The following is a 23,013-nucleotide window of genomic DNA, read 5'->3' on the forward strand; positions in this document are numbered from 1 at the left end:
GGCCGTAGCTATCGTTCCGCCCAACAACCACGACGACGAGGCCGAACAGAACCCAAGAGACGAACCAGGCAGGGCGGGTGGGAGAGCCGCCCCGCCGTGGCTGTCGTTTCGTCCGGCAACCACGGCGATGGCGGGGCCGGGCGGAGCCCGGGGGGAAACAAAGGGAGGGTGGGTGGGAGAACCACCGTTCCCCCGGTCAGAGCACCAAGGAGGGCTTCAGTTGTTTGAAGCGGGCCAGGATGCCGTTGACGAACTGGGGAGACTCATCGGTGGAGAGTTCGCCCGCCAAGTGCACCCATTCGCTGATCACGACGCCCTCGGGCACCTCGGACGACCACAACATCTCGTAGGTGCCGCCCCGCAGCACGTTGCGGTCCACGGCGGGCATGCGTTCCATGCTCCACCCCTCGGCGTACGTCGAGATCAGCTCGTCGATCCGGCCGAGATGCCGGGTCACCCCCTCGACCAGGGTGACCGTGTATTCGTTCACCGGTGGTTCGGCCCGCTCGATCCGCTCGGCCAGCACGTCGAGCGGGCTGCGGTCCCTGGCCTCGGCCTCGAAGAGGATGTCCAGGGCGCGCCTGCGGGCCTTCCCCCGAGCTGACATCAAGCGCGGCCGAGGTAGTCGCCGGTGCGGGTGTCGACCTTGACCTTCTCGCCGGTCGTGATGAACAGCGGCACCTTGATCTCGGCGCCGGTCTCCAGCGTGGCGGGCTTGGTGCCACCGGTGGACCGGTCGCCCTGCAGCCCGGGCTCGGTCTCGGCCACGAGCAGCTCGACCGCCGCGGGCAGATCCACGTAGAGCACGTTGCCCTCGTTGATCGCCACCGTGGCGGTCATGTTCTCCAGCAGGTAGTTGGCGGCGTCGCCGACCGAGGCCCGGGAGACGTTGAGCATGTCGTAGGTCTCGGTGTCCATGAACACGAACTCGGCGCCGTCCATGTACGAGAATTGCATCTCGCGCTTGTCCACGGTCGCCACGTCCACCTTGACGCCGGCGTTGAAGGTCTTGTCCACCACCTTGCCGGACATCACGTTCTTCAGCTTGGTACGGACGAACGCGCCGCCCTTACCGGGCTTGACGTGCTGGAATTCCACGACGGTCCACAGGTCACCGCCGTCGAGCTTCAGCACCAGTCCGTTCTTGAGGTCGTTCGTCGTCGCCACGTGGATTCTCCAGCTTGCGGGCCACCCTAGAGAACGAGCAGCTCCTTGGTCGTGAGTGTGAGCAGCTCCGGCCCGTCGGCACGCGTCACCAGCGTGTCCTCGATGCGCACACCGCCCCTGCCCGGCAGGTAGACCCCGGGCTCGACGGTGATCGGAACTCGATCCTTTAGTCTACCGGTCCTGTCGGGGCCGAGGAACGGAAGCTCGTGGATCTCCAGGCCGACCCCGTGCCCGAGCCCGTGCTCGAAGTGCTCCGCGTGCCCGGCGTCCGCGATCAGATCCCGGGCCGCGGCGTCGATGTCGTGCGCGCTGGCCCCGGCCCGTACGGCTTCGCGCCCGGCCCGCTGCGCCGCGCGGACCAGGTCGTACAGCTCGCGCTGCCAGCCGGCGGGCTCGCCGAGGGCGACGGTCCTGGTCATGTCGGCGTGGTAACCCCGGTAGAGCGCGCCGAAGTCCATGGTGATCAGGTCACCGCGCTGGACCGGGCGGTCGCCGGGCGCGTGATGCGGGATGGCGCCGTTGGGCCCCGCCGCCACGATCGAGTCGAAGGCGGGTTTGTCCGCGCCCAGTTCCAGCATCCGGAACTCCAGCATCCGGGCGATCTCGCGTTCGGTACGGCCAGGCGCGATCCGCCCGGCGACGTCGGCGAAGACCTCGTCGGTGAGGGCGCAGGCGTGGCGGAGGGCGTCGAGTTCGGTCTCGTCCTTGACCGTGCGCAGCTCTTCGACCTGGCCGCTCAGGACGGGCATGTCGCCACCCAGGCGGCGATAGTCGTCCACCGTCATGTCGTGGCCCTCCACGGCGGCGCCGGGGGTCAGCAGCGCCGCGGCCACGTCGCGGGCCTCGATCACCTCCAGGTCGGGGCATTGGCGGGCGGTCTGGATGTAGCGGGAGTCGGTGGCCAAGGCGGCGGTCCCGTCCTGCCGGACCAGGACGGCGGCGTTACTGCTGGCCAGGCCGGTGAGGTAGCGCACGTTGACGGGACGGGTGACGAGCAGGGCGGGCACATCGAGCGAGGAGGCCAGCCGGAGCCGCCGTTCCACGTAGGTCATGTCCCGAATTTACGGGATATCTTGACCAGCCTCGCGAGGCGGGCTACAACGTTAGGAATCTTTCCTAACTATAGGGCGGAGTTTGTCTGTGCGTTCCCTATCCCGACCGGCGCTGGCTCTCACGCTGGCCGCCGCTCTCACGACGAGTCCAGCCATGGCCGATGCGAAAACGACCGGCTTCATCCGGGTGGACCAGGTCGGCTTCACCCCCGCGGAGAGCAAGCACGCCTACCTGATGACCTCCGGGACGGCTGTACGTTTCACCGTCGTCGACGCCCAGGGGCGTACCGTCCTGACCGGAACCCCAGGCGCGGACCGCGGCACCTGGAACACGAAATATCCGCACGTCTACCCGCTCGACTTGTCCGCCGTGGAACGCCCGGGTTCGTACAAGATCAAGGCGGGCGGCCTGACCTCGCCCGAGTTCCGGATCGCCCCCGCCGCCCAGTTCGCCGTGCCCGCAGCCAAGGCGCTCGCTTTCTTCGCCGCCCAGCGGGACGGCGCCGACGTACGCCCCGGAGAGCTGGGCCGCCGCCCGAGCCACCTCAACGACCGCGCCGCCACCGTGTACGAATGGCCGACCTTCACCGGCCCCGACACCGACGTGATCCAGGGCGAGCTCACCAGGATCGGCGGCCGGGTGGACGTCGAGGGCGGCTGGTTCGACGCCGGGGACTACCTCAAGTTCACCCACATCCTGGCCTACGTGGACACCCTGATGTGGGCCGCCAAACGCGACGGCGGGCCGCTGGCCAGCGGGGTCACCGCCGAGGCGCGGCACGGCCTGCGCTGGCTGGACAAGATGTGGGACGAGAAGTCCAGGACGCTGTACATCCAGGTCGGCATCGGCGCGGGCAACGAGGAGGGGACCTTCGCGGGCGACCACGACGTGTGGCGGCTGCCGGAGGCCGACGACCACGACACCGGGGAAGGCCGGCAGTACATCCGCAACCGCCCGGTCTTCCGGGCCGCCGCGCCCGGCGCGAAGATCAGCCCCAACCTGGCGGGCCGCACGGCCGCGGCCTTCGCGCTGGCCGCCCAGGTGGAACCGGACCGCAAGCTCGCCCGCGACCTGCTCGGCAAGGCCGCCACTCTCTACGCCCAGGCCAAGACCACGAACGTCGGCCGGCTGACGACCTCGCTCCCGTTCGCGTTCTACCCAGAATCCGCCTGGCGGGACGACATGGAACTCGGCGGCGCCCAGCTCGCCCTGGCCGCCAAACGGCTCGGCGACCACCGCGCCGGGGCCTGGCTGGAGCAGGCCGCGCACTGGGCCGGGGAGTACCTGGCCCACGAGGCGGGCGGCGACACCCTCAACCTCTACGACGTGAGCGCCCTGGCCCACCGCGACCTCATCCTCGCCCTGCGCGCCTTCGGCGACACCCGGGGCCTGGCCGTCGGCGAGCAGGACCTGATCGCCGACCTGAAGGCCCAGCTGGAGATCGGCGTCGCCAGGGCCACCCCGGACCCGTTCCAGGCGGGCGCCGACTACGCCCAGTTCGACGCGGTGCCGCACGCGTTCGGCCTGGCGGCCACCGCGCGGCTCTACCGTTCGGTGTCCGGCGATCCGGCCTACGACGCGTTCGGCGCCCGGCAGCGCGGCTGGGCGTTCGGCGCGAACCCGTGGGGCGTCTCGTTCATGGTCGGGGTGGGCGAGAACGCCGAACGCTGCCCGCACCACCAGGTCGCCAACCTCAAGGGCCGCGCCGACGGGCGGCACCCGATGCTGACCGGCGCGGTGGTCAACGGCCCGAACAGCGCCGACCTGTTCGCCGACGGCCTGGGCGGCCACTTCGACGAGATGGTCCACTGCCCGCCGGACGGGGTGGACCGCTACGAGGAGTTCACCGGCCGGGGCGCGCGTTACGTGGACGACGTGCGGTCGTGGCAGGCCTCGGAGCCCGCCGACGACTTCGCGGCCATCGCCCTCTACGCGCTCACTCTGACGTCAACTCCTTGATCTTCTCGATCAGGGCGACCCGGTCGGCGTGGGTGGCGCCGGCCGGGGTCACGTTGATCGTGGTGACGCCGGACTCGCGCATGGCCTGGATCCGGTCCCGGACGAAGCCCTCCGGGCCGATCAGGGACATGTTCTCCAGCAGCTCGTGCGGGACCAGGGCGGCGGCCTCGTCCTTCTTGCCGTCCAGGTAGAGGTCCTGGATCCGCTCGGCCTCCTTCTCGTAGCCGTACCGGCGGGCCAGGTCGTTGTAGAAGTTCTTGCCCTTGGCGCCCATGCCGCCGATGTAGAGGGCCGCCATCGGGCGGCCGAACTCCAGCAGGCCGCCGACATCGTCGCCGATGGCGAGGGTGGCCTGGGCGATCACGTCGAGCTCGCCGAGTTCGGGCGCGCGCCTGGCCTTGCCCGCGGCCAGCGAGGGCCCCCAGACGTCGGCGGCCTTCTCCGGCAGGTAGAAGATCGGCTCCCAGCCCTCGGCCAGCTCGGCGGCGAGCTCCACGTTCTGCGGGCCGATGGCGGCCACCACGATCGGGATACGGTCGCGGACCGGGTGGTTGATCAGCTTCAACGGCTTGCCGAGCTTGGTCCCCTCCAGCGGCATCGAGTAGTGCTTACCCTGGTGCTCCAGCTTTTCCCGCCGCCACACCTTCCGGCAGATCTCGATGATCTCCCGCGTCCGGGCCAGCGGCGCGGTGTACGGCACCCCGTGGAACCCCTCGATGACCTGCGGCCCCGACGCCCCGAGCCCGAGCGTGAACCGCCCGTCGGAGACGTAGTCCAGGCCCGCCGCCGTCATGGCCAGCAGCGTGGGCGTCCGCGAGTAGATCGGCAGGATCCCCGACGCGATCTGCAACGTCTCGGTCTTGGCCGCGATGTACCCCATCTGGCTGACCGCGTCGAAGCTGTAGGCCTCGGCGACGAAGACGATGTCCAGACCGGCCTTCTCGTAGTCGGCCAGCTCGGCCACGGTCTCCTTGAAGCCCCCGGAGTAGCTCAAGGCCATCCCGATCCGCATATCGCAGTCCTTCCTCGACCGAATGTTGTTCGGTTTCTTCGGCATTCCGAGGGTACATGAGCGCGTGGCCCGCTGAAGAGGCGGTCCGCGGACGGGTCTCCGGTCAATAGACTGGTGCCCGCAGCCCAAGGGAGTGATCTTGCTCAGACGCGCGGTCATGGCGCTCGCGGCCGTGCTCGCCGCGGTGCTCGCGGGCCATCGGCTGCTGCCCGAACTCGGCGGCTTCACCCCCGTCCTGGAGAGCGTGCTGCCCTGGGTCGGCCTGGGCGTCCCGCTGCTCCTGGCCGCCGCGCTGGCCTCCCGTTCCGTTCCCGCCATCGTGGCCACGCTCGTGCCCGCCGTCGTGTGGGGCGTGCTGTTCGGCCCCGGCCTGCTGCGCAGCCCGCCCGGCGGCCCCAGCGACCTGTCGGTGGCCACCCTGAACGTGGGCGTCACCAACAGCCTGTCCGGTACGGCGGTGCGCACGGTCTCCGAAGGACGCGACCTGGTCGCCCTGCAGGAACTGACCCCCGGCGGCCCGGCCGCCAAGGAGCTCAACAACCGGTATCCGCATCACTACCAGGTCGGCACGGTCGGCCTGTGGAGCCGTTACCCCCTGGAGGGCGCCCGCAAGGTGGACATCGGCCTCGGCTGGGCCCGCGCCCTGCGCGCCGTCACCAAATCCCCCAAAGGCGAGGTCACCGTCTACGTCATGCACCTCGCCTCCGCCCGCCCCGGCGAAACCGAATCCCGCGACGAGACCCTCGAAGCCGCCGGAAAGCTCATCGCCGAAGACGAGAGCGAACGCTTACTCCTCCTGGGCGACCTCAACACCGCCACCACCGACCGCCACCGCGAGGACCTCGTCCCCCCGCTCACCGACGCCCAGGAACAAGCCGGCCAGGGCTTCGGCTTCACCTGGCCCGCCAGATTCCCCATCACCCGCCCCGACCACATCCTCTACCGAGGCATGACCGCCACCACCGCCACCGTAGAAGAGGCCGCCGGCAGCGACCACCGCGCCGCCGTAGCCACCCTGCGCTTCTAATCCCACGACCCCAGCCACACGCGGCCCCTCGACCGCCGCCATGCGCGGCCCTTCGACCCCAGCCACACGCGGCCCCTCGACCACCGCCATGCGCGGCTTCTATTGATGCTTGTATCGGTCTGGCTCACGACCCCAATGCCGCTGGCCCCTCTTGGCGCCGGTGCGGCGAGAAGCATCACCTGGGTAAACGGCGCCGGATAACGGCGAGCAACCCGATCATTCCGCCGGGCGCTCCCTAGCGCTGAGGGCCGCCAGATCGGCCGCCTCGTCGATGTCCGCGGGGTCGCCGGCGTCGTCGCACGGGATCTCGGTCACCAATTCGGGATGGGCGCGCAGGAATGGGCGGGCTCCCGCGTCACCGTGGAGCGATTCCGTCAGGTCATGGACGTATTCACGGCCAACGATCACGGGATTTCGCGGTTTGCCGTGATATGTCGCCACGGCGATCGCCGCGCCTTTCCGGTAGGCGCTGATCAAGCGTTTGATCGCCTCCGGGCGGATGAGGGGCTGGTCGACCAGGGCGATCACCACCGCCTCCGCCGAATCGGGCATCGCCGCGAGGCCGACGCGGAGGGAGGAGGCCATGCCCGTCTCCCAGTCCGGGTTCAGCACGGTCACCGCTCCGCGCACCGGCGCGAGCGCCGCCCCCAGGACGACCACGACCGGATGGCATCCCCCGCCCTCCAGGAGCCGTACGCCGCGATCGACGAGACGTTCCCCCGCGAACTCGACCAGCGCCTTGGGCGTCCCTAACCGCCGTCCGGCTCCGGCGGCGAGGAGGATCCCGGTGATGGAGCTGTCGTGATCAGTCACCGTGTCAGTCACCGTGTCAGTCACCGTGGATGCGGCCCTCCGTGCCGGTCAGCGGAAGCCCCGAGCCGCCCCAGCGCAACTGGATCAGCTCGGCGGCGATCGAGACCGCGGTCTCCTCAGGGGTACGCGCCCCCAGGTCCAGCCCGATGGGTGAACGCAGCCGGGCCAACTCGTCCGGGGTGAGGCCGGCCTCGCGAAGCCGTACCAGCCGATCCTCATGGGTGCGGCGGGACCCCATCGCGCCCACATACGCGGCGGGGGTGCGCAACGCGACCTCAAGCAGCGGGACGTCGAACTTGGGGTCGTGGGTGAGCACGCAGATGACCGTGCGTTCGTCCACGTTCGTGGCGGTCAGGTAGTCGTGCGGCCATTTGACCACGACCTCGTCGGCGTCCGGGAAACGTTTGCCGGTGGCGAACACCGGGCGGGCGTCGCAGACCACCACGTAGTAACCCAGGAACTTGCCGATCCGCGCCACCGACGCGGCGAAGTCGATCGCTCCGAACACCAGCATGCGGGGCGCGGGCGCGAACGACTGCACGAACACCTGCAGATCGTCGAGGCGGCGCTCGCCGTGCGCGCCGTACCTGCGGATGCCGGTGAGCCCCTGGGCCAGCATGCCGCGCACGTCGTCGTCGACCGCGTCGTCCAGCCGGGACGACCCGAGCGTGCCGGAACCGCGATCCGGCCAGATCACCCGGCGGGCGCCCGCCTTGCCGGGACCGGACAGTATGGTCGCCACCGCCACCGGCTGCCGCTTCTCGATCGACGTGGCGATCTCCCCGAGCTGCGGATACTCCGCCCGCGACACCGGCTCCACGAACACGTCGATGATCCCGCCGCAGGTCAGCCCGACGGAGAAGGCGTCGTCGTCGCTCACGCCGTACCGCTGCAGGACCGGCCGTCCGGAGGCCACCACGTCCTGGGCCAGCTCGTACACCGCGCCTTCGACGCAGCCGCCCGACACGCTGCCGACCGCCTCGGCCGCCAGCACCGCCATGGCCGCGCCCGGCGGCCGGGGCGCGCTCCGGAAGGTGCCGACCACCGTGGCCAGGCCGAACCGCTCCCCGGCCTCCCACCATCGCACGATCTGCGAAAGCACATCACGCACGTCGCAACCCTCCCAGCCGGCCCGCCAGCTCCTCGAAAGCAGCCAGACTATGCCCCGCCACCAGCTCGTCCACGAACGGGAGCGCGGCCCGCATACCCGCCGTCAACGGCTGATACCCCGGATCCCCTTTATGGGGATTAACCCAGATGACCCGATAGGCCATCCGCGCCAGCCGCGCCATCTGCGCCGCCAGCAGCCCCGGATCCCCACGTTCCCACCCGTCGGAGGCGATCACCACGATCGCCCCGCGCGCGTCGGCGAGCCTGAGCAGCTCCCGGAGCTCCTCCCCCAGCCTGGTCCCGCCGCTCCAGTCCGGAATCGCCTTCGACGCCGCGTCCATGGCCACGGCCGGATCCCGATGCCGCAGCTCAGCGGTGATCCTGGTCAGCCGCGTCCCCACGCTGAACACCTCGGTCGCCCGCGGCTCGGACCGCACCAGCGCGTGCGCGAACCGCAGCAGCGAATCCGCGTACGCGGCCATCGACCCGCTGACGTCGGCCACCATGACCACCCGCCGCGGCTTCAGCCGCCGATCCCGGTAGTACAGCCGGGACGGCTCACCGCCGCTCCTGATCGCGTGCCGCGTCGTCCTGCGCGCGTCCAGGATCCCGGCCTGGGACGGCACCAGCCGCCGTGAGCTGCGCAGCTCCCTGGCCGTACGGAGCAGCGCGAGCATGCGGTGCACCTCGTCGCGCTCGGCGGCGGTCATCCGGGCGATGTCCCGGTTGCGCAGCACCTCGACCGCGCTGGCCGTGGCGGGCAGCACGTTCGGCTCGCCCTCCGAGGCGCCCGCGTCAGCCGAGGGCGTAGCGGTGAACCGGGTCACGGTCACCGTCAGCTGGGATCGGGCCGGACCTGCCCGTACCCCCGCGAAGTACGCGGCGAAGCAGCGGTCATACCTGGGCAGATCATCCGGCCCCGCGCACAGCGTCAGCCGCCCCGCCCAGTACACGTCACTCTCCCGCGCCGAATCGAGGTGCTCGAGCGCGCTCAGGAAATTCCGCGTCCGCTCGTGATCGGCCCCGACCCCCGCCGCCCGCAGGGTCCGCGCGAACCCCACCAGCACCGACACCAGCCGGGCCCGCGGCTCAACCATCACGCAAAAGCCCATTTTTCACGACGAACTGCTGATCCTCCCGATATTTCAGGACCGCGCCGAGCGTTGCGGCGGCGAGATCGGGATTGAGATCGGTCGCCCCCAGGGTGAGCATCGCCTCCGCCCAGTCCAGGGTCTCCGCGATCCCCGGCGGCTTGACCAGATCGGCCTCCCGCAGCCGGGCGGCGGCGTGCGCGACCTGCCCCGCCAGCGTCTCCGTGCAGGCCGGCAGGCGGCGCAGCAGGATCGCCACCTCCCGATCGAACCCCGGATGCTCCAGCCAGTGATACAGGCACCGCCGCTTCAGCGCGTCGTGCACCTCCCGCGTCCGGTTCGAGGTCACCACCACCACCGGCGGCGCGGCCGCCGCGATCGTCCCCAACTCCGGAATCGAGATCGTGAAATCCGACAGGACCTCCAGCAGGAACGCCTCGAACTCGTCGTCCGCCCGGTCCACCTCGTCCACCAGCAGCACCGCGGGCTGCACCTCCAGCGCCCGCAGCAACGGCCGCGCGATCAGGAACCGCCGGTCGTAGATCTCCCCTTCGAGCGCCCTGACATCCCCCGCGCCCACCGCCTCGGCCGCCTTCAGATGCAGAAGCTGCCGGGCGAAATCCCAGTCGTACAGCGCCTGCGCCGCGTCCAGCCCCTCATAACACTGCAACCGGATCAACGGCGCGTCCAGCACCGCCGACAACGTCTTGGCCAGCTCCGTCTTCCCGACCCCCGCCTCCCCCTCCAGGAACAGCGGCCGCCCCATCTTCAACGCCAGAAACGCCGCCGTCCCCAGCCCTTCATCGGCGAGGTAATCCTGCTCCCCCATCCGCCGCACCAGCGCCGCCGGAGAATCGATATCAGCCGCTCTGCCCGCTCGCTCCCACACGCCCTCAGGCTACGCCCACCGGCTACCTTTTCCTCGTGGACAATCCGCTGGGCCTCCCCGGCTCCCCCGCCGCCACCGCCCTGCTCGCCGAACTGGAAGCCCGGTGGTCAGAACCCCACCGCCGCTACCACACCCGCGCCCACCTGCACGCCGTCCTCACCGCGATCGACACCCTCGCCGCCCACGCCGACGACCTCCTCGCCGTACGGCTGGCCGCCTGGTTCCACGACGCCGTCTACGAAGGCCGCCCCGGCCTCGACGAGGAACGCAGCGCCCAACTGGCCCACACCCGCCTCACCGCCTGCGGCTACCCCCGCGCCGCCGAGGTCGCCCGCCTGGTCCGCGTCACCGCCACCCACATCCCGGGCGACCGCGACGCCGCCGTCCTGTGCGACGCCGACCTCTCCATCCTGGGTGCTCCCCCCGCCGCGTACGACCGCTACAGCCACGCCATCCGGCAGGAATACCACCACGTGCCCACCGACCTCTTCAAAACCGGCAGAGCCGAAGTCCTCACCCGTCTTCTTGCCAAAGGGCCCTTATTCCATACTCCGACCGCCCAATCACTCTGGACCGAACAAGCGACGAAGAACCTCGCGCGTGAACTGGCATTCCTGGGGATCTGAGGATCTGTACACGAGTATGATCTGGGTATGAGCGAGAAGAAGACGCGGATCACCATCACCGTGGATCCTTATCTGGCCGCCTACGCCGAGCAGCTGGTCGAAGCCGGGAAGGCCGCCTCGGTGTCCGCCGCGTTCAACGATGCCCTGGCCGAGCACGCCCACCGCAGTCGGCGGGCCCGGCGCTGGTGGCAGACCAAGGCGGCCGCGGCCGCGGCCGATCCCTCCACCGCCGCACGAGTAGCCAGGACCCGCGCTCACATCGACGAGCAACTGCGCGCCTTCCAGGAGCGTGGGCAGCGTTGACCGACTTCACACCTGTCCCCCTGATCCTGGACTCGACCGTGCTGCACGAACTCGCGCGCGGTGAGATCGGCACGATCAGCCTCATCCAGGGCTACGACGCCGACAGCCAGCCGATGGTGGTATCCGCTCTGGCGATCACGCGAGCGCTGGTGGACACCCACACCGAAGAGGCTGCCGACGCCATGGACGGGCTGGCCTCGCTGGAGTACGTGACCGTCGCGCCGCTGCGGGACACCGAGCAAGCCGAACTTCTGGCCGAGGTCGTGGTGACCACAGGGCTGGAGGTGTACGAGGCACACACGGCCGCGATCGCGGACATCTCGGTCTGCCCCATCCTGACGATGGACGCCGCCCGGTGGGTTGACGCCTCAACCCGTCTGGACGAGCCCCTTCACATCATCGAGATCAGAGATCCCGAGGGCTAGATCCCATCCTCAGACCGTGAGCGCGGCACAGTCGTGTTCGCTGGCCTGGGCCGGTGTCTCAGGCTTCGGGGGCTTCGCCTTTGGCCTTGAGGAGGATGCGGAGTTCGGCCACCGCCCGGGCGGCGCGGATCTTCTCGGAACCCTGGATGCCCATGGCGCCGATCACCGTGCCGTCGGCGAGGTCGAGTCTGGGCCAAGGGTCGGCGTCGGCGAGGGTGACGTCGAGGACCTCGGCCCACTCGTACCGGTGGGTCCGGAGCACGTTCACGACCGTGACGCCCTTCTCGTCCGCGACCACCCGGATTCTGCCGATCAGGTGCAGGACCCAGGCGATCGCGGCGAAGAAGGCGACCATGCCGATCCGGTCCGGGGCCTTGAACTGTTCCGGAAGGACGACCGCCATGATCAGGGAGCCCGCGACCATGAGCGCCGCCAAGCTGTACGCGACGTGACGGGAACGGCGGGGGCGCCAGATGAGAGGGAGGGTGGGCAGGGGTTCGGGCACGATTGAGGGTCACCAGGTGAGTCGGAGCGAGACCCCTGAACCGTACTAGATCACGGGGTCAGGGCGCGGAGGAGGACGGCGGTTTCGAGGGCGGCGACGGTGGCTTCGTAGCCTTTGTCCTCGTGGCTGCCGGGGAGGCCGGATCTGTCGATGGCCTGGTGCAGGCTGTCGCAGGTGAGGACGCCGTTGCCGACGGGGGTGGATTCGTCCAGGGCGATCCTGGTCAGACCGGCGGTGACCGAGTCGCAGACGTAGTCGAAGTGGGCGGTCTTCCCGCGGATCACGGCGCCGAGGGCGACGACGGCGTCGTGGCGGCGGGCCAGGGCCTGGGCGATGACGGGGATCTCCAGGGAGCCTGCCACCCGGACCACCACGGGGGTGGCGCCGCAGTCCTTGGCGGCCTGGACGGCGCGGGCGACCAGCTGGTCGGTGATCTTCTCGTGCCAGCGGGCGGCGACGATGCCGACGGTCAGGCCGTCCGCCTCGACGGGGGCCGGCTCGGGGCGTCCTACTCCACTCATCACTGCTCTCCACTCATCGCTTATCTCCAGGAATGTCGTGACCCAGGCGGTCGCGCTTGGCCGCCAGGTAGCTCTGGTTGTACGGATTGACCGCCACCGGCATCGGCTCCCGCCCCAGCACCTTGATGCCGTAGCCGTCCATGCCGCGCAGCTTGGCGGGATTGTTGGTGAGCAGCCGGACCGACTTCACGCCCAGATCGCCCAGGATCTGCCCGGCGTTGGAGAACTCGCGCGCGTCGACCGGCAGGCCCAGTTCCAGGTTGGCGTCGACGGTGTCGCTGCCGTTGTCCTGCAGGCTGTAGGCGCGGAGCTTGGCGACCAGGCCGATGCCCCGGCCCTCGTGGCCGCGCAGGTAGACGATCACGCCGCGGCCCTCGGCGGCGATAGCCTCCATGGCGTGCTCGAGCTGCACGCCGCAGTCGCAGCGCAGCGAGCCCAGCACGTCGCCGGTGAGGCATTCGGAGTGGGCCCGGACCAGGACGTTCTCCTCCAGGCCCTCGCCGAGGACCAGGGCCAGGTGCTCGCCGCCGTCCAGAGAGCTGGTGTAGCCGTACGCGCGCCAGGTGCCGTACCGGTTGGGGATGGACGTCTCGGCGACCCGGGTGACCATGCGCTCGGTGCGGCGACGGTGCTCGATGAGCTGCTCGATGGAGACCAGGGCGAGGTCGTGCTCGTCGGCGAACTCGCGGAGCCGGGGCAGCCGGGCCATGGTGCCGTCGTCGTTGACGACCTCGGCGAGGGCGCCGGCGGGGGTGAGCCCGGCCAGGCGGGCCAGGTCCACGGCGGCCTCGGTGTGGCCGGGGCGGGCCAGGACGCCGCCCTCGCGATACCGCAGCGGGAAGATGTGCCCGGGGCGGACGAGCTCGTAGGGTTCGGTGGCGGAGTCGCAGAGGGCGCGGATCGTGCGGGCCCGGTCGGCGGCGGAGATGCCGGTGCTGACGCCGTCCCTGGCGTCCACGCTGATCGTGTACGCGGTGCGCAGCCGTTCCCGGTTGTCCTGCACCATCAGCGGCAGCCTGAGCCGGTCCAGGTCGGGCCCCGGCACGGCCACGCAGATCACCCCGCTGCTGTGCCGGATGGTGAAGGCCAGCAGCTCCGGCGTGGCCTTGGAGCCGGCGAAGATGAGGTCGCCCTCGTTCTCCCTGTTCTCGTTGTCGACGACCACGACCGGTTTGCCGTCGCGGATGTCCGCGATCGCGCGTTCGATCGGATCCAGCCTGATGGTCATATCGCCACCACTACTCCCCTTGACCGATATTGCTTGAGCCAGTTCACGAACCCGACGAGGACCAGCAGGAAGAAGATCCCGTACACGGTCCCGGAGACGACGAGGCCGGAGCGGAAGGCCAGCGGCACGCCGACCAGGTCCACCGCGACCCAGATGAGCCAGAAGTCCACCAGCGCGCGTCCCTGCGCCCAGGTGGCGACGGCGCTGCCGACGAAGATGTACGCGTCGGCGGCGACCAGGAAGTACCCCTCGGGCAGCGGCGCGTGCGCGCCCCAGGACAGCCCGGTCGTGAAGAACAGCACGCCCACGGCGGCGGTGCCGGCGACCATCGCGACGATCATGGCGGCCCGCTCGGGGCCGGTGGCGGGGCGCACGGCCAGCTCCTGGCCGTCGCGGGTGCCCTGGCTCCAGCGGATCCAGCCGTAGATCGCGAGCGCGCCGAACATGACCTGCTTGAGCGCGTTGCCGGTGATGTGCGCGTTGATGGAGGCGACCAGCAGTAACACCGAGGCGGTGAGCTGGACCGGCCAGGTCCAGATGGACCGCCGGATGGCCAGCAGGACGGTGGCCAGCGCGGCCACGTTGCCGATCAGGTCGGTCCACAGGACCCGGGTGCCCAGCAGGTCGAAGCCCGCTTCGGCCCAGTTCATGACCGGGTCACCAGCTTCTCGACGTACTTGGCGATGATGTCGACCTCCAGGTTGACCGGGTCGCCCGGCTGCTTGAGGCCGAGCGTGGTGAGGCCGAGCGTGGTCGGGATGAGGCTGACGGCGAAGCTCTGCTCGTCGACGGCGGCCACGGTGAGGCTGACCCCGTCGACGGTGATGGAGCCCTTCTCGACCACGTAGCGGTTTAAGTCCTTGGGCAGGGACAGCCGGACGATCTCCCAGTGCTGCGCGGGTTCGCGGGTGAGGATGACGCCGGTGCCGTCCACGTGGCCCTGCACGATGTGGCCGCCCATCCGCTGGTCGGCGCGGACCGCGCGTTCCAGGTTGACCCGGGAGCCCCGCTGGAGCACGCCCAGGCAGGAGCGGTTCAGGGTCTCCTTCATGACGTCGGCGGTGAACACCTCGCCGTCCACGTCCACCACGGTCAGGCAGACGCCGTTGACGGCGATCGACTCTCCGTGCCGCGCGCCGACAGTGACGATCTTGCCGTGTACGGCCAGGCGGGCGGCGTCGTGCAGGTGCCCGACGTGCACGACCTCGCCGAGCTCCTCAACGATTCCGGTGAACATCTGTCTCCTTCGGAGGTGCCGGCCGGGCGATGAAGCGAAGGTCCGGCCCAATAGGGGAAATTTCGTGAAATATCAGGCGATGGGTGTCGGTGATGGTGGTGACTCCGGCCGGTCCGAGGGCCGCCGCCCCCGAGCCCAGCAGTGCCGGGGCCAGGTAGCCGACCACCCGGTCGACCAGCCCGGCCCGCAGGAACGAGCCCGCCACCACCGGCCCGCCCTCCACCAGCAGGCTCACCACCTGCCTGCGGTAGAGCTCGGCCAGCAGGCCGTCGAGATCGATCCCGTCCGGGGTCCTGGCCAGGCGGACCACGTCGGCGTGGGCCACCTCGGTTCCCGCCGCCACCGCGATCAACGTCGGCGCGGCCGCGTCCAATACCCGGGCGCCCGGCGGCGTCCGCCCCTCGCTGTCCAGAACCACCCGGAGCGGGGGTCTCCCCCGCGGCGGCCGCACGGTGAGCTGGGGATCGTCCGCGAGCACCGTGCCGATCCCGGCCAGGATCGCGTCCTGCTCGCCCCGCAGCCGGTGCACGTCGGCCCGCGCCTCCGCCGAGGTGATCCACTTGCTGGTCCCGTCCTCGGCCGCCGACCGCCCGTCCAGCGTCGCCGCGAACTTCCACGTCACGTACGGCCTGCGCCGCCGCACGAAGGTCAGCCAGGCCGCGTTGCCCTCTTCGGCCGCCTCGGTCAGCACCCCGGTGTCCACCCGGATCCCCTGCCGCCGGAGCCGCTCGGCGCCCCCCGAGGCCACCGGATTGGGATCGTCCACGGCGATGACCACCCGCGCCACGCCCGCCTCGATCAAGGCGAGACTGCACGGCCCGGTCCGCCCGGTGTGGTCGCAGGGTTCGAGTGTCACGTACGCGGTGCCGCCTCTGGCCCGCTCCCCGGCCGCGCGCAGCGCGTTCACCTCGGCGTGCGGGCCGCCGGCGTACTCGTGGAATCCCTCCCCGGCCGGTTCGCCGTCCGCGTCGAGGATCACGCACCCGACCACGGGATTCGGGCTGGTCGTCCCCAGCCCGCGCGAAGCGAGCGCGACGGCACGCCGCATGTGGGCGATGTCCGGCTGATCGGCCACCCCGGTCCTCTCCTCACCTGTGTCACCAGGCGGGCCCCGGGGGTGGCGACGGGGTGCACACCGGTGCACTCCGTCAGCGGACAGCGGACCTCCCCGAAAAATCGGGGGACGCCCTACCGCCCGCCAGCGCGCTGCCTCCCATCCGGACTTTCACCGTCGGTCCTGGAGTTTCACCAGGTCAACCGGCCGATGGCTTCGGCCGGGTCGCGGACTGTAACCGCCGGTTCGGAATTACACCGACCCCGGAGCACGCTTTGCTCGCTTTTAGTGTGCCATGCCACCGCGAATCGCGGCGACCCATCCATCTGATGAGACAAGCAAACGCTTGTTTCAAGCTACCCCAGGCGCGGATGCGCCGACGCCAGCGCGCGCAGGTCCCGCACGGCCTGGGCCGGGTCGTCGGCCGCGTAGACCGCGTTGCCCGCCACGAACACGTCCGCCCCGGCGGCGGCGCAGCGTTCGATCGTCTCGGCCGAGACGCCGCCGTCGACCTGCAGCCAGATCTCCCCGCCGTGCTTCTCGATCAGCGCCCGGGTCCGGGTGATCTTCGGCAGCACCACGTCCAGGAACCGCTGCCCGCCGAACCCGGGCTCCACCGTCATCAGCAGCAGCATGTCGATCTCGGGCAGCAGGTCCTCGTACGCCTCGATCGAGGTGGCCGGATTGAGCGCGAACCCCGACCTGGCCCCGGCCGCCCGGATCGCCCGCAACGTCCGCACCGGCGCCTTGGCGGCCTCGGCGTGCACGGTCACGCTCCCGGCCCCGGCCTCGGCGTAGCCGGGCGCCCACCGGTCCGGGTCCTCGATCATGAGATGGCAGTCGACCGGAATCGGGGTGGCCCGCAGCAGCGCCTCCACCACCGGCAGCCCCAGGGTGAGATTGGGCACGAAATGGTTGTCCATGACGTCCACGTGCAGCCAGTCGGCCACCCCTTCCACCCGCGCCGCCTCGTCGGCGAGGCGGGCGAAGTCGGCGGACAGGATGCTGGGCGAGATCTGTACGGCCATGACCGGCAATTCTACGGCGACACCCGTGGGCTTTACCGCACGCGTCCTAGCCTCGACATCATGATCCAGGCACAGGGCCTCACCAAGGTCTACGGCGCGAAGACGGCGGTCGATCACATCGACTTCGAGGTCAGGCCGGGTGTGGTCACGGGGTTCCTCGGCCCTAATGGCGCGGGGAAGTCCACCACGATGCGGATGATCCTGGGCCTGGACCACCCGACGGCCGGGCGGGTGAGCGTGAACGGGCGGCGTTACCGGGAGCTGCCCGCGCCGCTGCGCGAGGTGGGCGCGCTGCTGGAGGCCAAGTCCGTGCACGGGGGGCGCACGGCGTACAACCATCTGCGCTGCCTGGCGAGGGCGAACGGGATCTCCCGGCGGCGGGTGGCCGAGACGCTGGATCTGGTCGGGCTGACCGAGGTGGCGGGCAAGCGGGCGGGCGGGTTCTCGCTCGGCATGGCGCAACGGCTGGGCATCGCGGCCGCGCTGCTCGGCGACCCCGGCGTGCTGCTGTTCGACGAGCCGGTCAACGGCCTGGACCCGGAGGGCATCCGGTGGATCAGGCAGCTGATGCGGAGCCTGGCCGCCGAGGGCCGGACCGTGTTCGTCTCCAGCCACCTGATGGCGGAGATGGCGCTGACCGCCGAGCGGCTGCTGGTCATCGGCAAGGGCCGGATCCTGGCCGACACCACGATGAGCGCCTTCATCGCCGCCAACGCCTCCAGCCACGTCCGGGTCCGCTCCCCCGACCTGCTCGCCCTGGCCCCGCTGCTCACCGCGCGCGGCGTGCGCACCGCCCCGGGCGAGCGCGGCTGCCTGCTCGTGTACGGCGTGAGCCCCGTCCAGATCGGCGACCTCGCCTACGCGGCCCGGCTCCGCCTGCACGAGCTGACGGTGGTCCAGCCGTCCCTGGAGGACGCGTTCATGCGCCTGACCGCCGACAGCGTCGAGTTCCACGCGCACGCCAGGGGCGCGGCGTGAGCCGCGGCACGCGCCGCCGCGCCACCTTCGCCCAGGCCCTGTCCGCGGAATGGCTGAAGTTCTTCACGGTCAGGTCCGCGTTCTGGGGCCTGCTGGCCACCGTGATCGTCACGGTCGGCCTGTCCGCGCTGCTCGCGCTCGCGTTCGTGGTCTCCCTCGACCAGCTGCCCGCCGCCCGCCGCGCCGCCTTCGACCCGGGCGCGTACGGCCTGGCCGGGCTGAACTTCGGCGTCATCACGCTGGGCGTGCTCGGCGTGCTGACCATGTCGGGCGAGTACTCCACCGGCTCGATCAAGTCCACCCTGGCGGCGGTGCCGCGCCGGGGCCGGCTGCTGGCGGCCAAGCTGGTCGTGCTGGCGGTGGTCAGCCTGGTCACCGGCCTGCTCGTGTCGTTCGCGTCGTTCTTCGCCTCGCAGGCGGTGTTCGCGACCAAGGGCCTGGCCGCCACGCTCGGCCAGCCGGGCCTGCTGCGCGCGGTGCTCGGCGGCGGCCTCTACCTGGCGCTGGTCGCCCTGTTCTCGCTGGGCGTGGCGACCCTCGTGCGGCACACCGCCGGAGCGATCACGGCCGTGCTGGGCGTGCTGTTCGTGCTGCCGATCTTCGGCGCGTTCCTGCCCGGCCAGTGGGGCGCGACGACGCAGAAATACCTCCCGTCCACGGCGGGCTCCGCGATCATGAACGCCGCGGAGACGTCCGGCTCGCTCGCCCCGTGGACGGGATTCGGGGTGTTCGCCGGATACACCGCGATCATCTTGGCTTTCGCGCTCTGGGCGTTCCGCCGGCGGGACGCCTAACGTTTCCTGAGCAGCGCCAGGAACATCGCGTCGGTGCCGTGCCGGTGCGGCCAGAACTGGGCGTACGGGCCGTCGCCGAGGCCGGGGACCTCCGGCAGGAACTCCCGGGCGTCCAGCGTGTCCACCCGGCCGGCCACGTCGGCGATCACGGCTCTGGTCTCGGCCAGGTGGGGCGAGCAGGTGATGTAGGCGACGACGCCGCCGGGCCGTACCGCGTCCAGGGCGGAGTCGAGCAGGCGGCGCTGCAGGCGGGTGAGCTCCGGCATGCCGCTCGGGTCGCGCCGCCAGCGCGCCTCCGGGCGGCGGCGCAGCGCGCCGAGCCCGGTGCACGGCGCGTCCAGCAGCACCCGGTCGAACGCGCCGGGCCGCCAGGCGGGCTCCAGGCCGTCCGCGACCACGACCTTGGCCTCCTTGGTGGTCCGCCACACCATCCTGGCCCGGTGTTCCTGCACGTCGGCGGCGAGCACCCGGGCGCCGGTCTGGACGGCGACGGCGTCCAGCAGCCCGGCCTTGCCGCCGGGGCCCGCGCACATGTCCAGCCAGAGGCCGTCCCGGTCCAGCGGCACCCGGGTGAGCGCGAGCGCCACCAGCTGGCTGGCCTCGTCCTGCACCGCCGCGCGGGCCTCCCCGACGGCGGCCAGCGATCCCGGATCACCCTCGGTCAGGTACGCGCCGTACGGCGAGTACGCGGCCGGTTCCGCGCCCGCCGCGACCAGCTCGTCGATGGTCGCCCGGCCGGGGCGGGCCACCAGGGCCACCCGGGGACGCTCGTTGTCGGCCGCCAGCAGCGCGGCCGTCTCGGCGAAGTCGCCGCCGACCGCGTCCCGCAGCGCGGCCACGATCCAGGCCGGATGGCTGTGCACGATCGACAGGTGGCCGACCGGGTCCTTGTCCGCCGGTGGGGCGACGATCTCCAGCCAGTCCGGCAGGGAACGCCCGGCGACCTTGCGGAGCACGGCGTTGGCAAACCGGGACGGGCCCTCGCCGACCCGCAGCCGGACCAGGTCGATGGTGGCGCTGACCGCCGCGTGCGCCGGGATTCGGGTCTTGAGCAGCTGGTGCGCGCCCAGCCTGATCGCGTCCAGCAGCGGCGGATCCACGTCCTCCGGGGCCCGGTCGCTGCACGCGGCCACGATCTCGTCGTAGGTGCCCAGCCCGCGCAGCGTGCCGTAGGCCAGCTCGGTCGCCAGCGCGGCGTCCCGGCCGGTGATGCCGCGCTGCCGGAGCATGACCGGCATCAGCAGGTTCGCGTACGCGTCCCGCTCGTCGACCGCGCGCATCAGATCGTAGGCGGCGTTGCGCGCCTCGTCCCTGACCGGTTTGGAAGGCCTGTTCCCGCCTCGCCGGTTGGCACCTTGGCTCATTCCGGCCCGGTTTCCCGTCACTAGTCCAGCCGATCCTGGTCTGTTATGCGGACGCCTCGCGCCCAGTCTCCCGCCAGCATCTGGCGCTTCCCTTGTGGCCGCACCTCGCCGAGCTCGACCGGGTGGCTGCCCGTGCCGGCGAGGACGCTGTTCTTGCTCACCCGGAGCTCGCCCGGGGCCAGCTTCTCGGCGTCCGGCAGGAGCCGGACCGGGCCGAGCTTGACGCGCTGGCCGCGGAACTCGGTCCAGGCGCCGGGGTTGGGGGCGCAGGCCCGGACCAGCCGGTCCACCCGCATGGCGGGGGCCGCCCAGTCCACCCGCGCCACCTCCACGGTGATCTTCGGGGCCAGGCTGACGCCGTCGGGCGGCTGCGGGCGGGCCTCCAGAGTGCCGTCCTCGACGCCGTCCAGCGTGACGGCCAGCAGGCCCGCGCCGGATTCGGCCAGCCGCTCGAGCAGCTCGCCGCTCGTGTCCGCAGGCCGGATCTCCTCGGTGACCACGCCGAACACCGGACCGGCGTCCAGCTCGCGGACGATCTGGAAGGTGGCCGCGCCGGTGATCTCGTCGCCGTGCAGGATCGCGTGCTGCACGGGGGCCGCGCCGCGCCAGGCGGGCAGCAGCGAGAAGTGCAGGTTGATCCAGCCGTGCCGGGGAATGTCCAGGGCCGCCTGTGGCAGCAACGCGCCGTACGCGACGACCGGGCAGCAGTCCGGGGCGATCTGGCGCAGCCGGTCCAGGAACGCGGGGTCGCCCGCCTTCTCCGGCCGCAGCACCTCGATGCCCGACTCCGCGGCCAGCTCGGCGACCGGGCTGGGCCGCACCTTGCGCCCCCGGCCCGCCTCGGCGTCCGGCCGGGTGACCACGGCGACGACCTCGTGCCGGGACGCCAGCAGCGCCCGCAGCGACGGCAGCGCGGTCTCGGGCGTGCCCGCGAAGACCAGCCTCAACTCAGTCCTTCCTGGCTAGATGGCCCGGCCCTGGGTGGCGTGCGGCGACACCTTGACGACCGGGGCCGACATGCCGCTCCACTCCGCCTCGCGGATCGCCTTCATGGCGAGTTTGCGCTGCTTGACGTCCATGCGGTCGATGAACAGCACCCCGTTGAGGTGGTCGGTCTCGTGCTGGAGGCAGCGGGCCATCAGGTCGGAGCCCTCGATCGTGACAGGGTCACCGTACATGTTGAAGCCCTTGGCCACCGCCCGGATCGCCCGCGGCGTCGGGAAGGACAGGCCGGGGAAGGACAGGCAGCCCTCCTCGCCCTCCTCGTCCAGGTCGGCCGACAGGTCCAGGTCCGGGTTGATCAGGTGGCCCAGCTCGTCGTCGATGTAGTAGGTGAACACGCGCAGGCCGACCCCGATCTGGGGCGCCGCCAAGCCCGCGCCCGGCGCGTCCATCATGGTGTCGGTGAGGTCCTTGACGAGCTTGCGCAGTTCCTTGTCGAAGTCTGTCACCGGATCCGCGGGCGTGCGCAGGACGGGGTCGCCGAACAGGCGGATCGGCTGAATGGCCACCAGCGGGCTCCTCATTACCTAGGGATCACCCCAGTTTACGGGTCCCGGGGAGGAAGCCTGTTCAGTGCGCGCGGGAGCGGGCCTTCATCGCGGTCTTGCGCGCGGCCTTGGCCACGACCACGTCCGGATGGTGCTTGCCGAGCAATTCCAGCACGGCCAGCGTGTCAGGGTGGTCGGCGGCGCCCATCTCGGGGACCAGGCTCAGTAAGTCCTCCCCGAGGATGTCCAGCTTGGCGGGCGAGTCCACCCGGGGCTTCAGGTAGAGCAGCGCGGCCAGCGTGTCCACCGCCACCCACGCGCCGTCGCCGCCGCCCAGCGCCGGGGCCTCCAGGTCCCGCACGCCCAGCCAGGCCGCCGCGTACCGCCACATCATGGGCTCGTCCAGGGCTTCCCGGACGGCGGCGGCGGCCTCGGGGCCGAGCTCCTCCAGGATGGTCCCGGCGGTGCCGCGCTGGGCGGCGTTGCCGGAGGCGGCGATCTTGATCAGGTCGCGGGCGGCCTCCTCGGGGACGCGCCGTTCCAGCCAGAGCGTGGCCGCGCTGGCCGAGGCGCGGCCCGCCAGCATGGCGTCCACCAGCTCGCCCGCGCTGAGCTCGGCCAGGCCCGCGACCTCGCGGAGGGACGGCGCGTCGTGGCCCTCGCGGAGCAGGTCCCGCCGGACCGCCCAGACGCCCGGCGGGGTGAGCCGGACCAAGTCCCCGGCGATCTCGATGAGCCCGCAGTAGCGCAGCAGCTCCATCGCCTCGGCCAGCTCGGCGGGCAGGGACAGGCGCAGCCGCCGCAACTCGGCCGGGCGGGCCTCGCAGCCGACCTCGTGCGCCTGCAGGATGCCGGAGGCCAGGGCGGTGAACGCCATGCCGTCGCGGACCGAGTACATGGTGGCCAGGATCTCGGTCAAGTGCTCGTCGATCACCGCGGAGCCGGTCAGGCCGGCGCCGGTCTGGGCGTCGGTGCGGTCCAGCACGTCCATGACCACGCCGTCCCAGAACTCCATCGGGTCGGTGAAGCCGGGGCCTGACCGCGCGCCCTCCCGGGTGATCTCGATCAGGCGGCCGTTCACCGCCACGATCCAGAGCAGCGCGAGCCGCCGGGGCGGCAGGCCGAGCGCCTCGACGGCCGCGGCGGCGTCGCCCTCGGAGAGCAGGTTCTCTCCGGTGACCGCGCGGACGCCGGTCCAGGTGGCGAGCCGGTGGGCGTCGCGCACCAGGGGCACCGCGAGCACGATGGCCGCAAGCTCGTCGTCGAGCGCCAGCTCGACCGGCGGGAATGTGAGCACGTCGCTGTCGAGGATCCCAGAACCAGGCATCTCTGCAACTTA

Annotated in this window: 26 protein-coding genes and 1 riboswitch; of the genes, 7 read left to right on the forward strand and 19 right to left on the reverse strand. The window is 71.3% G+C overall.

Annotated elements, in window-relative coordinates; all coding sequences use genetic code 11:
* Nucleotides 1-196: 196 nt before the first annotated feature.
* Genes nusB through Aple_RS47865 form a run of 3 tightly spaced genes read right to left on the reverse strand, consistent with a single transcriptional unit; the run spans nt 197 to nt 2,219 of the window.
* Nucleotides 197-607 (reverse strand): transcription antitermination factor NusB, encoded by a 411-nt coding sequence (nusB, locus tag Aple_RS47855; RefSeq protein WP_155351451.1) that lies wholly within the window; start codon nt 605-607, stop codon nt 197-199.
* Nucleotides 607-1,167: an elongation factor P gene (gene efp / locus Aple_RS47860; RefSeq protein WP_155351452.1), complete on the reverse strand. Its 561-nt coding sequence runs from the start codon at nt 1,165-1,167 to the stop codon at nt 607-609. The genes nusB and efp overlap by 1 nt, the downstream gene beginning before the upstream one ends.
* Nucleotides 1,168-1,193: 26 nt before the next feature.
* A complete protein-coding gene (locus tag Aple_RS47865; RefSeq protein ID WP_155351453.1) occupies nt 1,194-2,219 on the reverse strand; it encodes an aminopeptidase P family protein in 1,026 nt (341 codons plus the stop codon).
* A 154-nt stretch (nt 2,220-2,373) separates the two neighbouring features.
* Here Aple_RS47865 and Aple_RS47870 point away from each other — a divergent pair, with 154 nt between their 5' ends.
* Nucleotides 2,374-4,179 (forward strand): glycoside hydrolase family 9 protein, encoded by a 1,806-nt coding sequence (locus Aple_RS47870; RefSeq protein ID WP_155351454.1) that lies wholly within the window; start codon nt 2,374-2,376, stop codon nt 4,177-4,179.
* Here Aple_RS47870 and Aple_RS47875 read toward each other — a convergent pair.
* Nucleotides 4,157-5,191, reverse strand: coding sequence for an LLM class F420-dependent oxidoreductase (locus Aple_RS47875; RefSeq protein WP_155351455.1), 1,035 nt, complete (start codon nt 5,189-5,191; stop codon nt 4,157-4,159). The two genes, Aple_RS47870 and Aple_RS47875, sit on opposite strands and share 23 nt — an antisense overlap.
* Before the next feature lie 139 nt (nt 5,192-5,330).
* Between Aple_RS47875 and Aple_RS47880 the strand changes: the two genes are divergently transcribed.
* Complete coding sequence (locus tag Aple_RS47880; protein WP_246265478.1) at nt 5,331-6,218, forward strand: endonuclease/exonuclease/phosphatase family protein; 888 nt, start codon at nt 5,331-5,333, stop codon at nt 6,216-6,218.
* Between the two features lie 216 nt (nt 6,219-6,434).
* On the opposite strand, the gene Aple_RS47885 is transcribed toward Aple_RS47880, so the two are convergent.
* From Aple_RS47885 to Aple_RS47900, 4 genes are read right to left on the reverse strand one after another with little or no spacing between them, the layout of a single operon-like run.
* Nucleotides 6,435-7,043: a nucleotidyltransferase family protein gene (locus tag Aple_RS47885; RefSeq protein ID WP_246265482.1), complete on the reverse strand. Its 609-nt coding sequence runs from the start codon at nt 7,041-7,043 to the stop codon at nt 6,435-6,437.
* 4 nt (nt 7,044-7,047) lie between these two features.
* On the reverse strand, nt 7,048-8,142 hold the full coding sequence (locus Aple_RS47890) for an XdhC family protein (protein ID WP_155351456.1): 1,095 nt from the start codon (nt 8,140-8,142) through the stop codon (nt 7,048-7,050).
* Complete coding sequence (locus tag Aple_RS47895) at nt 8,135-9,238, reverse strand: vWA domain-containing protein (RefSeq protein ID WP_155351457.1); 1,104 nt, start codon at nt 9,236-9,238, stop codon at nt 8,135-8,137. Before Aple_RS47895 ends, Aple_RS47890 begins: the two co-directional genes overlap by 8 nt.
* The gene (locus tag Aple_RS47900) at nt 9,231-10,121 is read right to left on the reverse strand and encodes an AAA family ATPase (protein WP_444978891.1); all 891 of its coding nucleotides are present in this window, start codon (nt 10,119-10,121) and stop codon (nt 9,231-9,233) included. The genes Aple_RS47895 and Aple_RS47900 overlap by 8 nt, the downstream gene beginning before the upstream one ends.
* Nucleotides 10,122-10,156: 35 nt before the next feature.
* On the opposite strand from Aple_RS47900, the gene Aple_RS47905 reads away from it, so the two are divergent.
* The 3 genes from Aple_RS47905 to Aple_RS47915 are packed head-to-tail and all read left to right on the forward strand — an operon-like array spanning nt 10,157 to nt 11,475.
* Nucleotides 10,157-10,747, forward strand: coding sequence for an HD domain-containing protein (locus Aple_RS47905; RefSeq protein WP_155351458.1), 591 nt, complete (start codon nt 10,157-10,159; stop codon nt 10,745-10,747).
* 27 nt (nt 10,748-10,774) lie between these two features.
* Nucleotides 10,775-11,050, forward strand: a complete 276-nt coding sequence (locus Aple_RS47910; protein ID WP_155351459.1) for a hypothetical protein — start codon at nt 10,775-10,777, stop codon at nt 11,048-11,050.
* Nucleotides 11,047-11,475, forward strand: coding sequence for a BRCT domain-containing protein (locus tag Aple_RS47915; protein ID WP_155351460.1), 429 nt, complete (start codon nt 11,047-11,049; stop codon nt 11,473-11,475). Before Aple_RS47910 ends, Aple_RS47915 begins: the two co-directional genes overlap by 4 nt.
* A gap of 58 nt (nt 11,476-11,533) precedes the next feature.
* On the opposite strand, the gene Aple_RS47920 is transcribed toward Aple_RS47915, so the two are convergent.
* The 7 genes from Aple_RS47920 to rpe form a co-directional block, all read right to left on the reverse strand.
* Nucleotides 11,534-11,980, reverse strand: a complete 447-nt coding sequence (locus Aple_RS47920; protein WP_308805555.1) for a PH domain-containing protein — start codon at nt 11,978-11,980, stop codon at nt 11,534-11,536.
* 50 nt (nt 11,981-12,030) lie between these two features.
* Nucleotides 12,031-12,501, reverse strand: coding sequence for a 6,7-dimethyl-8-ribityllumazine synthase (gene ribH, locus Aple_RS47925; protein ID WP_155351461.1), 471 nt, complete (start codon nt 12,499-12,501; stop codon nt 12,031-12,033).
* 13 nt (nt 12,502-12,514) lie between these two features.
* Entirely contained in the window at nt 12,515-13,729 is a 1,215-nt protein-coding gene (locus tag Aple_RS47930) for a bifunctional 3,4-dihydroxy-2-butanone-4-phosphate synthase/GTP cyclohydrolase II (RefSeq protein WP_155351462.1), read from the reverse strand.
* Nucleotides 13,726-14,379, reverse strand: a complete 654-nt coding sequence (locus tag Aple_RS47935; RefSeq protein WP_155351463.1) for a nicotinamide mononucleotide transporter family protein — start codon at nt 14,377-14,379, stop codon at nt 13,726-13,728. Before Aple_RS47935 ends, Aple_RS47930 begins: the two co-directional genes overlap by 4 nt.
* Nucleotides 14,376-14,966, reverse strand: coding sequence for a riboflavin synthase (locus tag Aple_RS47940; protein ID WP_155351464.1), 591 nt, complete (start codon nt 14,964-14,966; stop codon nt 14,376-14,378). Before Aple_RS47940 ends, Aple_RS47935 begins: the two co-directional genes overlap by 4 nt.
* Nucleotides 14,947-16,041 (reverse strand): bifunctional diaminohydroxyphosphoribosylaminopyrimidine deaminase/5-amino-6-(5-phosphoribosylamino)uracil reductase RibD, encoded by a 1,095-nt coding sequence (ribD, locus tag Aple_RS47945; RefSeq protein ID WP_246265485.1) that lies wholly within the window; start codon nt 16,039-16,041, stop codon nt 14,947-14,949. The genes Aple_RS47940 and ribD overlap by 20 nt, the downstream gene beginning before the upstream one ends.
* Nucleotides 16,042-16,165: 124 nt before the next feature.
* Nucleotides 16,166-16,296: riboswitch (FMN riboswitch) on the reverse strand.
* 80 nt (nt 16,297-16,376) lie between these two features.
* On the reverse strand, nt 16,377-17,048 hold the full coding sequence (rpe, locus tag Aple_RS47950; protein WP_155351465.1) for a ribulose-phosphate 3-epimerase: 672 nt from the start codon (nt 17,046-17,048) through the stop codon (nt 16,377-16,379).
* Nucleotides 17,049-17,108: 60 nt separating this feature from the next.
* Between rpe and Aple_RS47955 the strand changes: the two genes are divergently transcribed.
* A complete protein-coding gene (locus Aple_RS47955) occupies nt 17,109-18,026 on the forward strand; it encodes an ABC transporter ATP-binding protein (RefSeq protein WP_155351466.1) in 918 nt (305 codons plus the stop codon).
* Nucleotides 18,023-18,820 carry a DUF2705 family protein gene (locus Aple_RS47960; RefSeq protein ID WP_155351467.1) on the forward strand — a complete coding sequence of 266 codons (798 nt, stop codon included), beginning with the start codon at nt 18,023-18,025 and terminating at the stop codon, nt 18,818-18,820. The genes Aple_RS47955 and Aple_RS47960 overlap by 4 nt, the downstream gene beginning before the upstream one ends.
* Here the strand turns inward: Aple_RS47960 and Aple_RS47965 are convergent.
* From Aple_RS47965 to Aple_RS47980, 4 genes are all read right to left on the reverse strand, one after another.
* Nucleotides 18,817-20,184, reverse strand: coding sequence for an RsmB/NOP family class I SAM-dependent RNA methyltransferase (locus tag Aple_RS47965; protein ID WP_155351468.1), 1,368 nt, complete (start codon nt 20,182-20,184; stop codon nt 18,817-18,819). The genes Aple_RS47960 and Aple_RS47965 overlap by 4 nt on opposite strands.
* A 20-nt stretch (nt 20,185-20,204) precedes the next feature.
* Nucleotides 20,205-21,131 carry a methionyl-tRNA formyltransferase gene (gene fmt, locus Aple_RS47970; RefSeq protein WP_155351469.1) on the reverse strand — a complete coding sequence of 309 codons (927 nt, stop codon included), beginning with the start codon at nt 21,129-21,131 and terminating at the stop codon, nt 20,205-20,207.
* 15 nt (nt 21,132-21,146) lie between these two features.
* Nucleotides 21,147-21,695, reverse strand: a complete 549-nt coding sequence (def, locus tag Aple_RS47975) for a peptide deformylase (protein WP_155351470.1) — start codon at nt 21,693-21,695, stop codon at nt 21,147-21,149.
* Nucleotides 21,696-21,756: 61 nt separating this feature from the next.
* Nucleotides 21,757-23,001, reverse strand: a complete 1,245-nt coding sequence (locus tag Aple_RS47980) for a hypothetical protein (protein ID WP_246265488.1) — start codon at nt 22,999-23,001, stop codon at nt 21,757-21,759.
* Nucleotides 23,002-23,013: the final 12 nt, after the last annotated feature.

The organism is Acrocarpospora pleiomorpha (genome assembly GCF_009687885.1).
Lineage (GTDB): Bacteria > Actinomycetota > Actinomycetes > Streptosporangiales > Streptosporangiaceae > Acrocarpospora > Acrocarpospora pleiomorpha.

What these genes read in the sequence shown, in the direction of transcription:
- nusB (WP_155351451.1), bottom strand. Translation starts at nt 607, where the DNA reads ATGTCAGCTCGGGGGAAGGCCCGCAGGCGCGCCCTGGACATCCTCTTC.
- Aple_RS47865 (WP_155351453.1), bottom strand. Translation starts at nt 2,219, where the DNA reads ATGACCTACGTGGAACGGCGGCTCCGGCTGGCCTCCTCGCTCGATGTG.
- Aple_RS47870 (WP_155351454.1), top strand. Translation starts at nt 2,374, where the DNA reads ATGGCCGATGCGAAAACGACCGGCTTCATCCGGGTGGACCAGGTCGGC.
- Aple_RS47875 (WP_155351455.1), bottom strand. Translation starts at nt 5,191, where the DNA reads ATGCGGATCGGGATGGCCTTGAGCTACTCCGGGGGCTTCAAGGAGACC.
- Aple_RS47895 (WP_155351457.1), bottom strand. Translation starts at nt 9,238, where the DNA reads ATGGTTGAGCCGCGGGCCCGGCTGGTGTCGGTGCTGGTGGGGTTCGCG.
- Aple_RS47910 (WP_155351459.1), top strand. Translation starts at nt 10,775, where the DNA reads ATGAGCGAGAAGAAGACGCGGATCACCATCACCGTGGATCCTTATCTG.
- ribH (WP_155351461.1), bottom strand. Translation starts at nt 12,501, where the DNA reads ATGAGTGGAGTAGGACGCCCCGAGCCGGCCCCCGTCGAGGCGGACGGC.
- Aple_RS47930 (WP_155351462.1), bottom strand. Translation starts at nt 13,729, where the DNA reads ATGACCATCAGGCTGGATCCGATCGAACGCGCGATCGCGGACATCCGC.
- Aple_RS47935 (WP_155351463.1), bottom strand. Translation starts at nt 14,379, where the DNA reads ATGAACTGGGCCGAAGCGGGCTTCGACCTGCTGGGCACCCGGGTCCTG.
- Aple_RS47940 (WP_155351464.1), bottom strand. Translation starts at nt 14,966, where the DNA reads ATGTTCACCGGAATCGTTGAGGAGCTCGGCGAGGTCGTGCACGTCGGG.
- rpe (WP_155351465.1), bottom strand. Translation starts at nt 17,048, where the DNA reads ATGGCCGTACAGATCTCGCCCAGCATCCTGTCCGCCGACTTCGCCCGC.
- Aple_RS47955 (WP_155351466.1), top strand. Translation starts at nt 17,109, where the DNA reads ATGATCCAGGCACAGGGCCTCACCAAGGTCTACGGCGCGAAGACGGCG.
- Aple_RS47965 (WP_155351468.1), bottom strand. Translation starts at nt 20,184, where the DNA reads ATGAGCCAAGGTGCCAACCGGCGAGGCGGGAACAGGCCTTCCAAACCG.
- Aple_RS47980 (WP_246265488.1), bottom strand. Translation starts at nt 23,001, where the DNA reads ATGCCTGGTTCTGGGATCCTCGACAGCGACGTGCTCACATTCCCGCCG.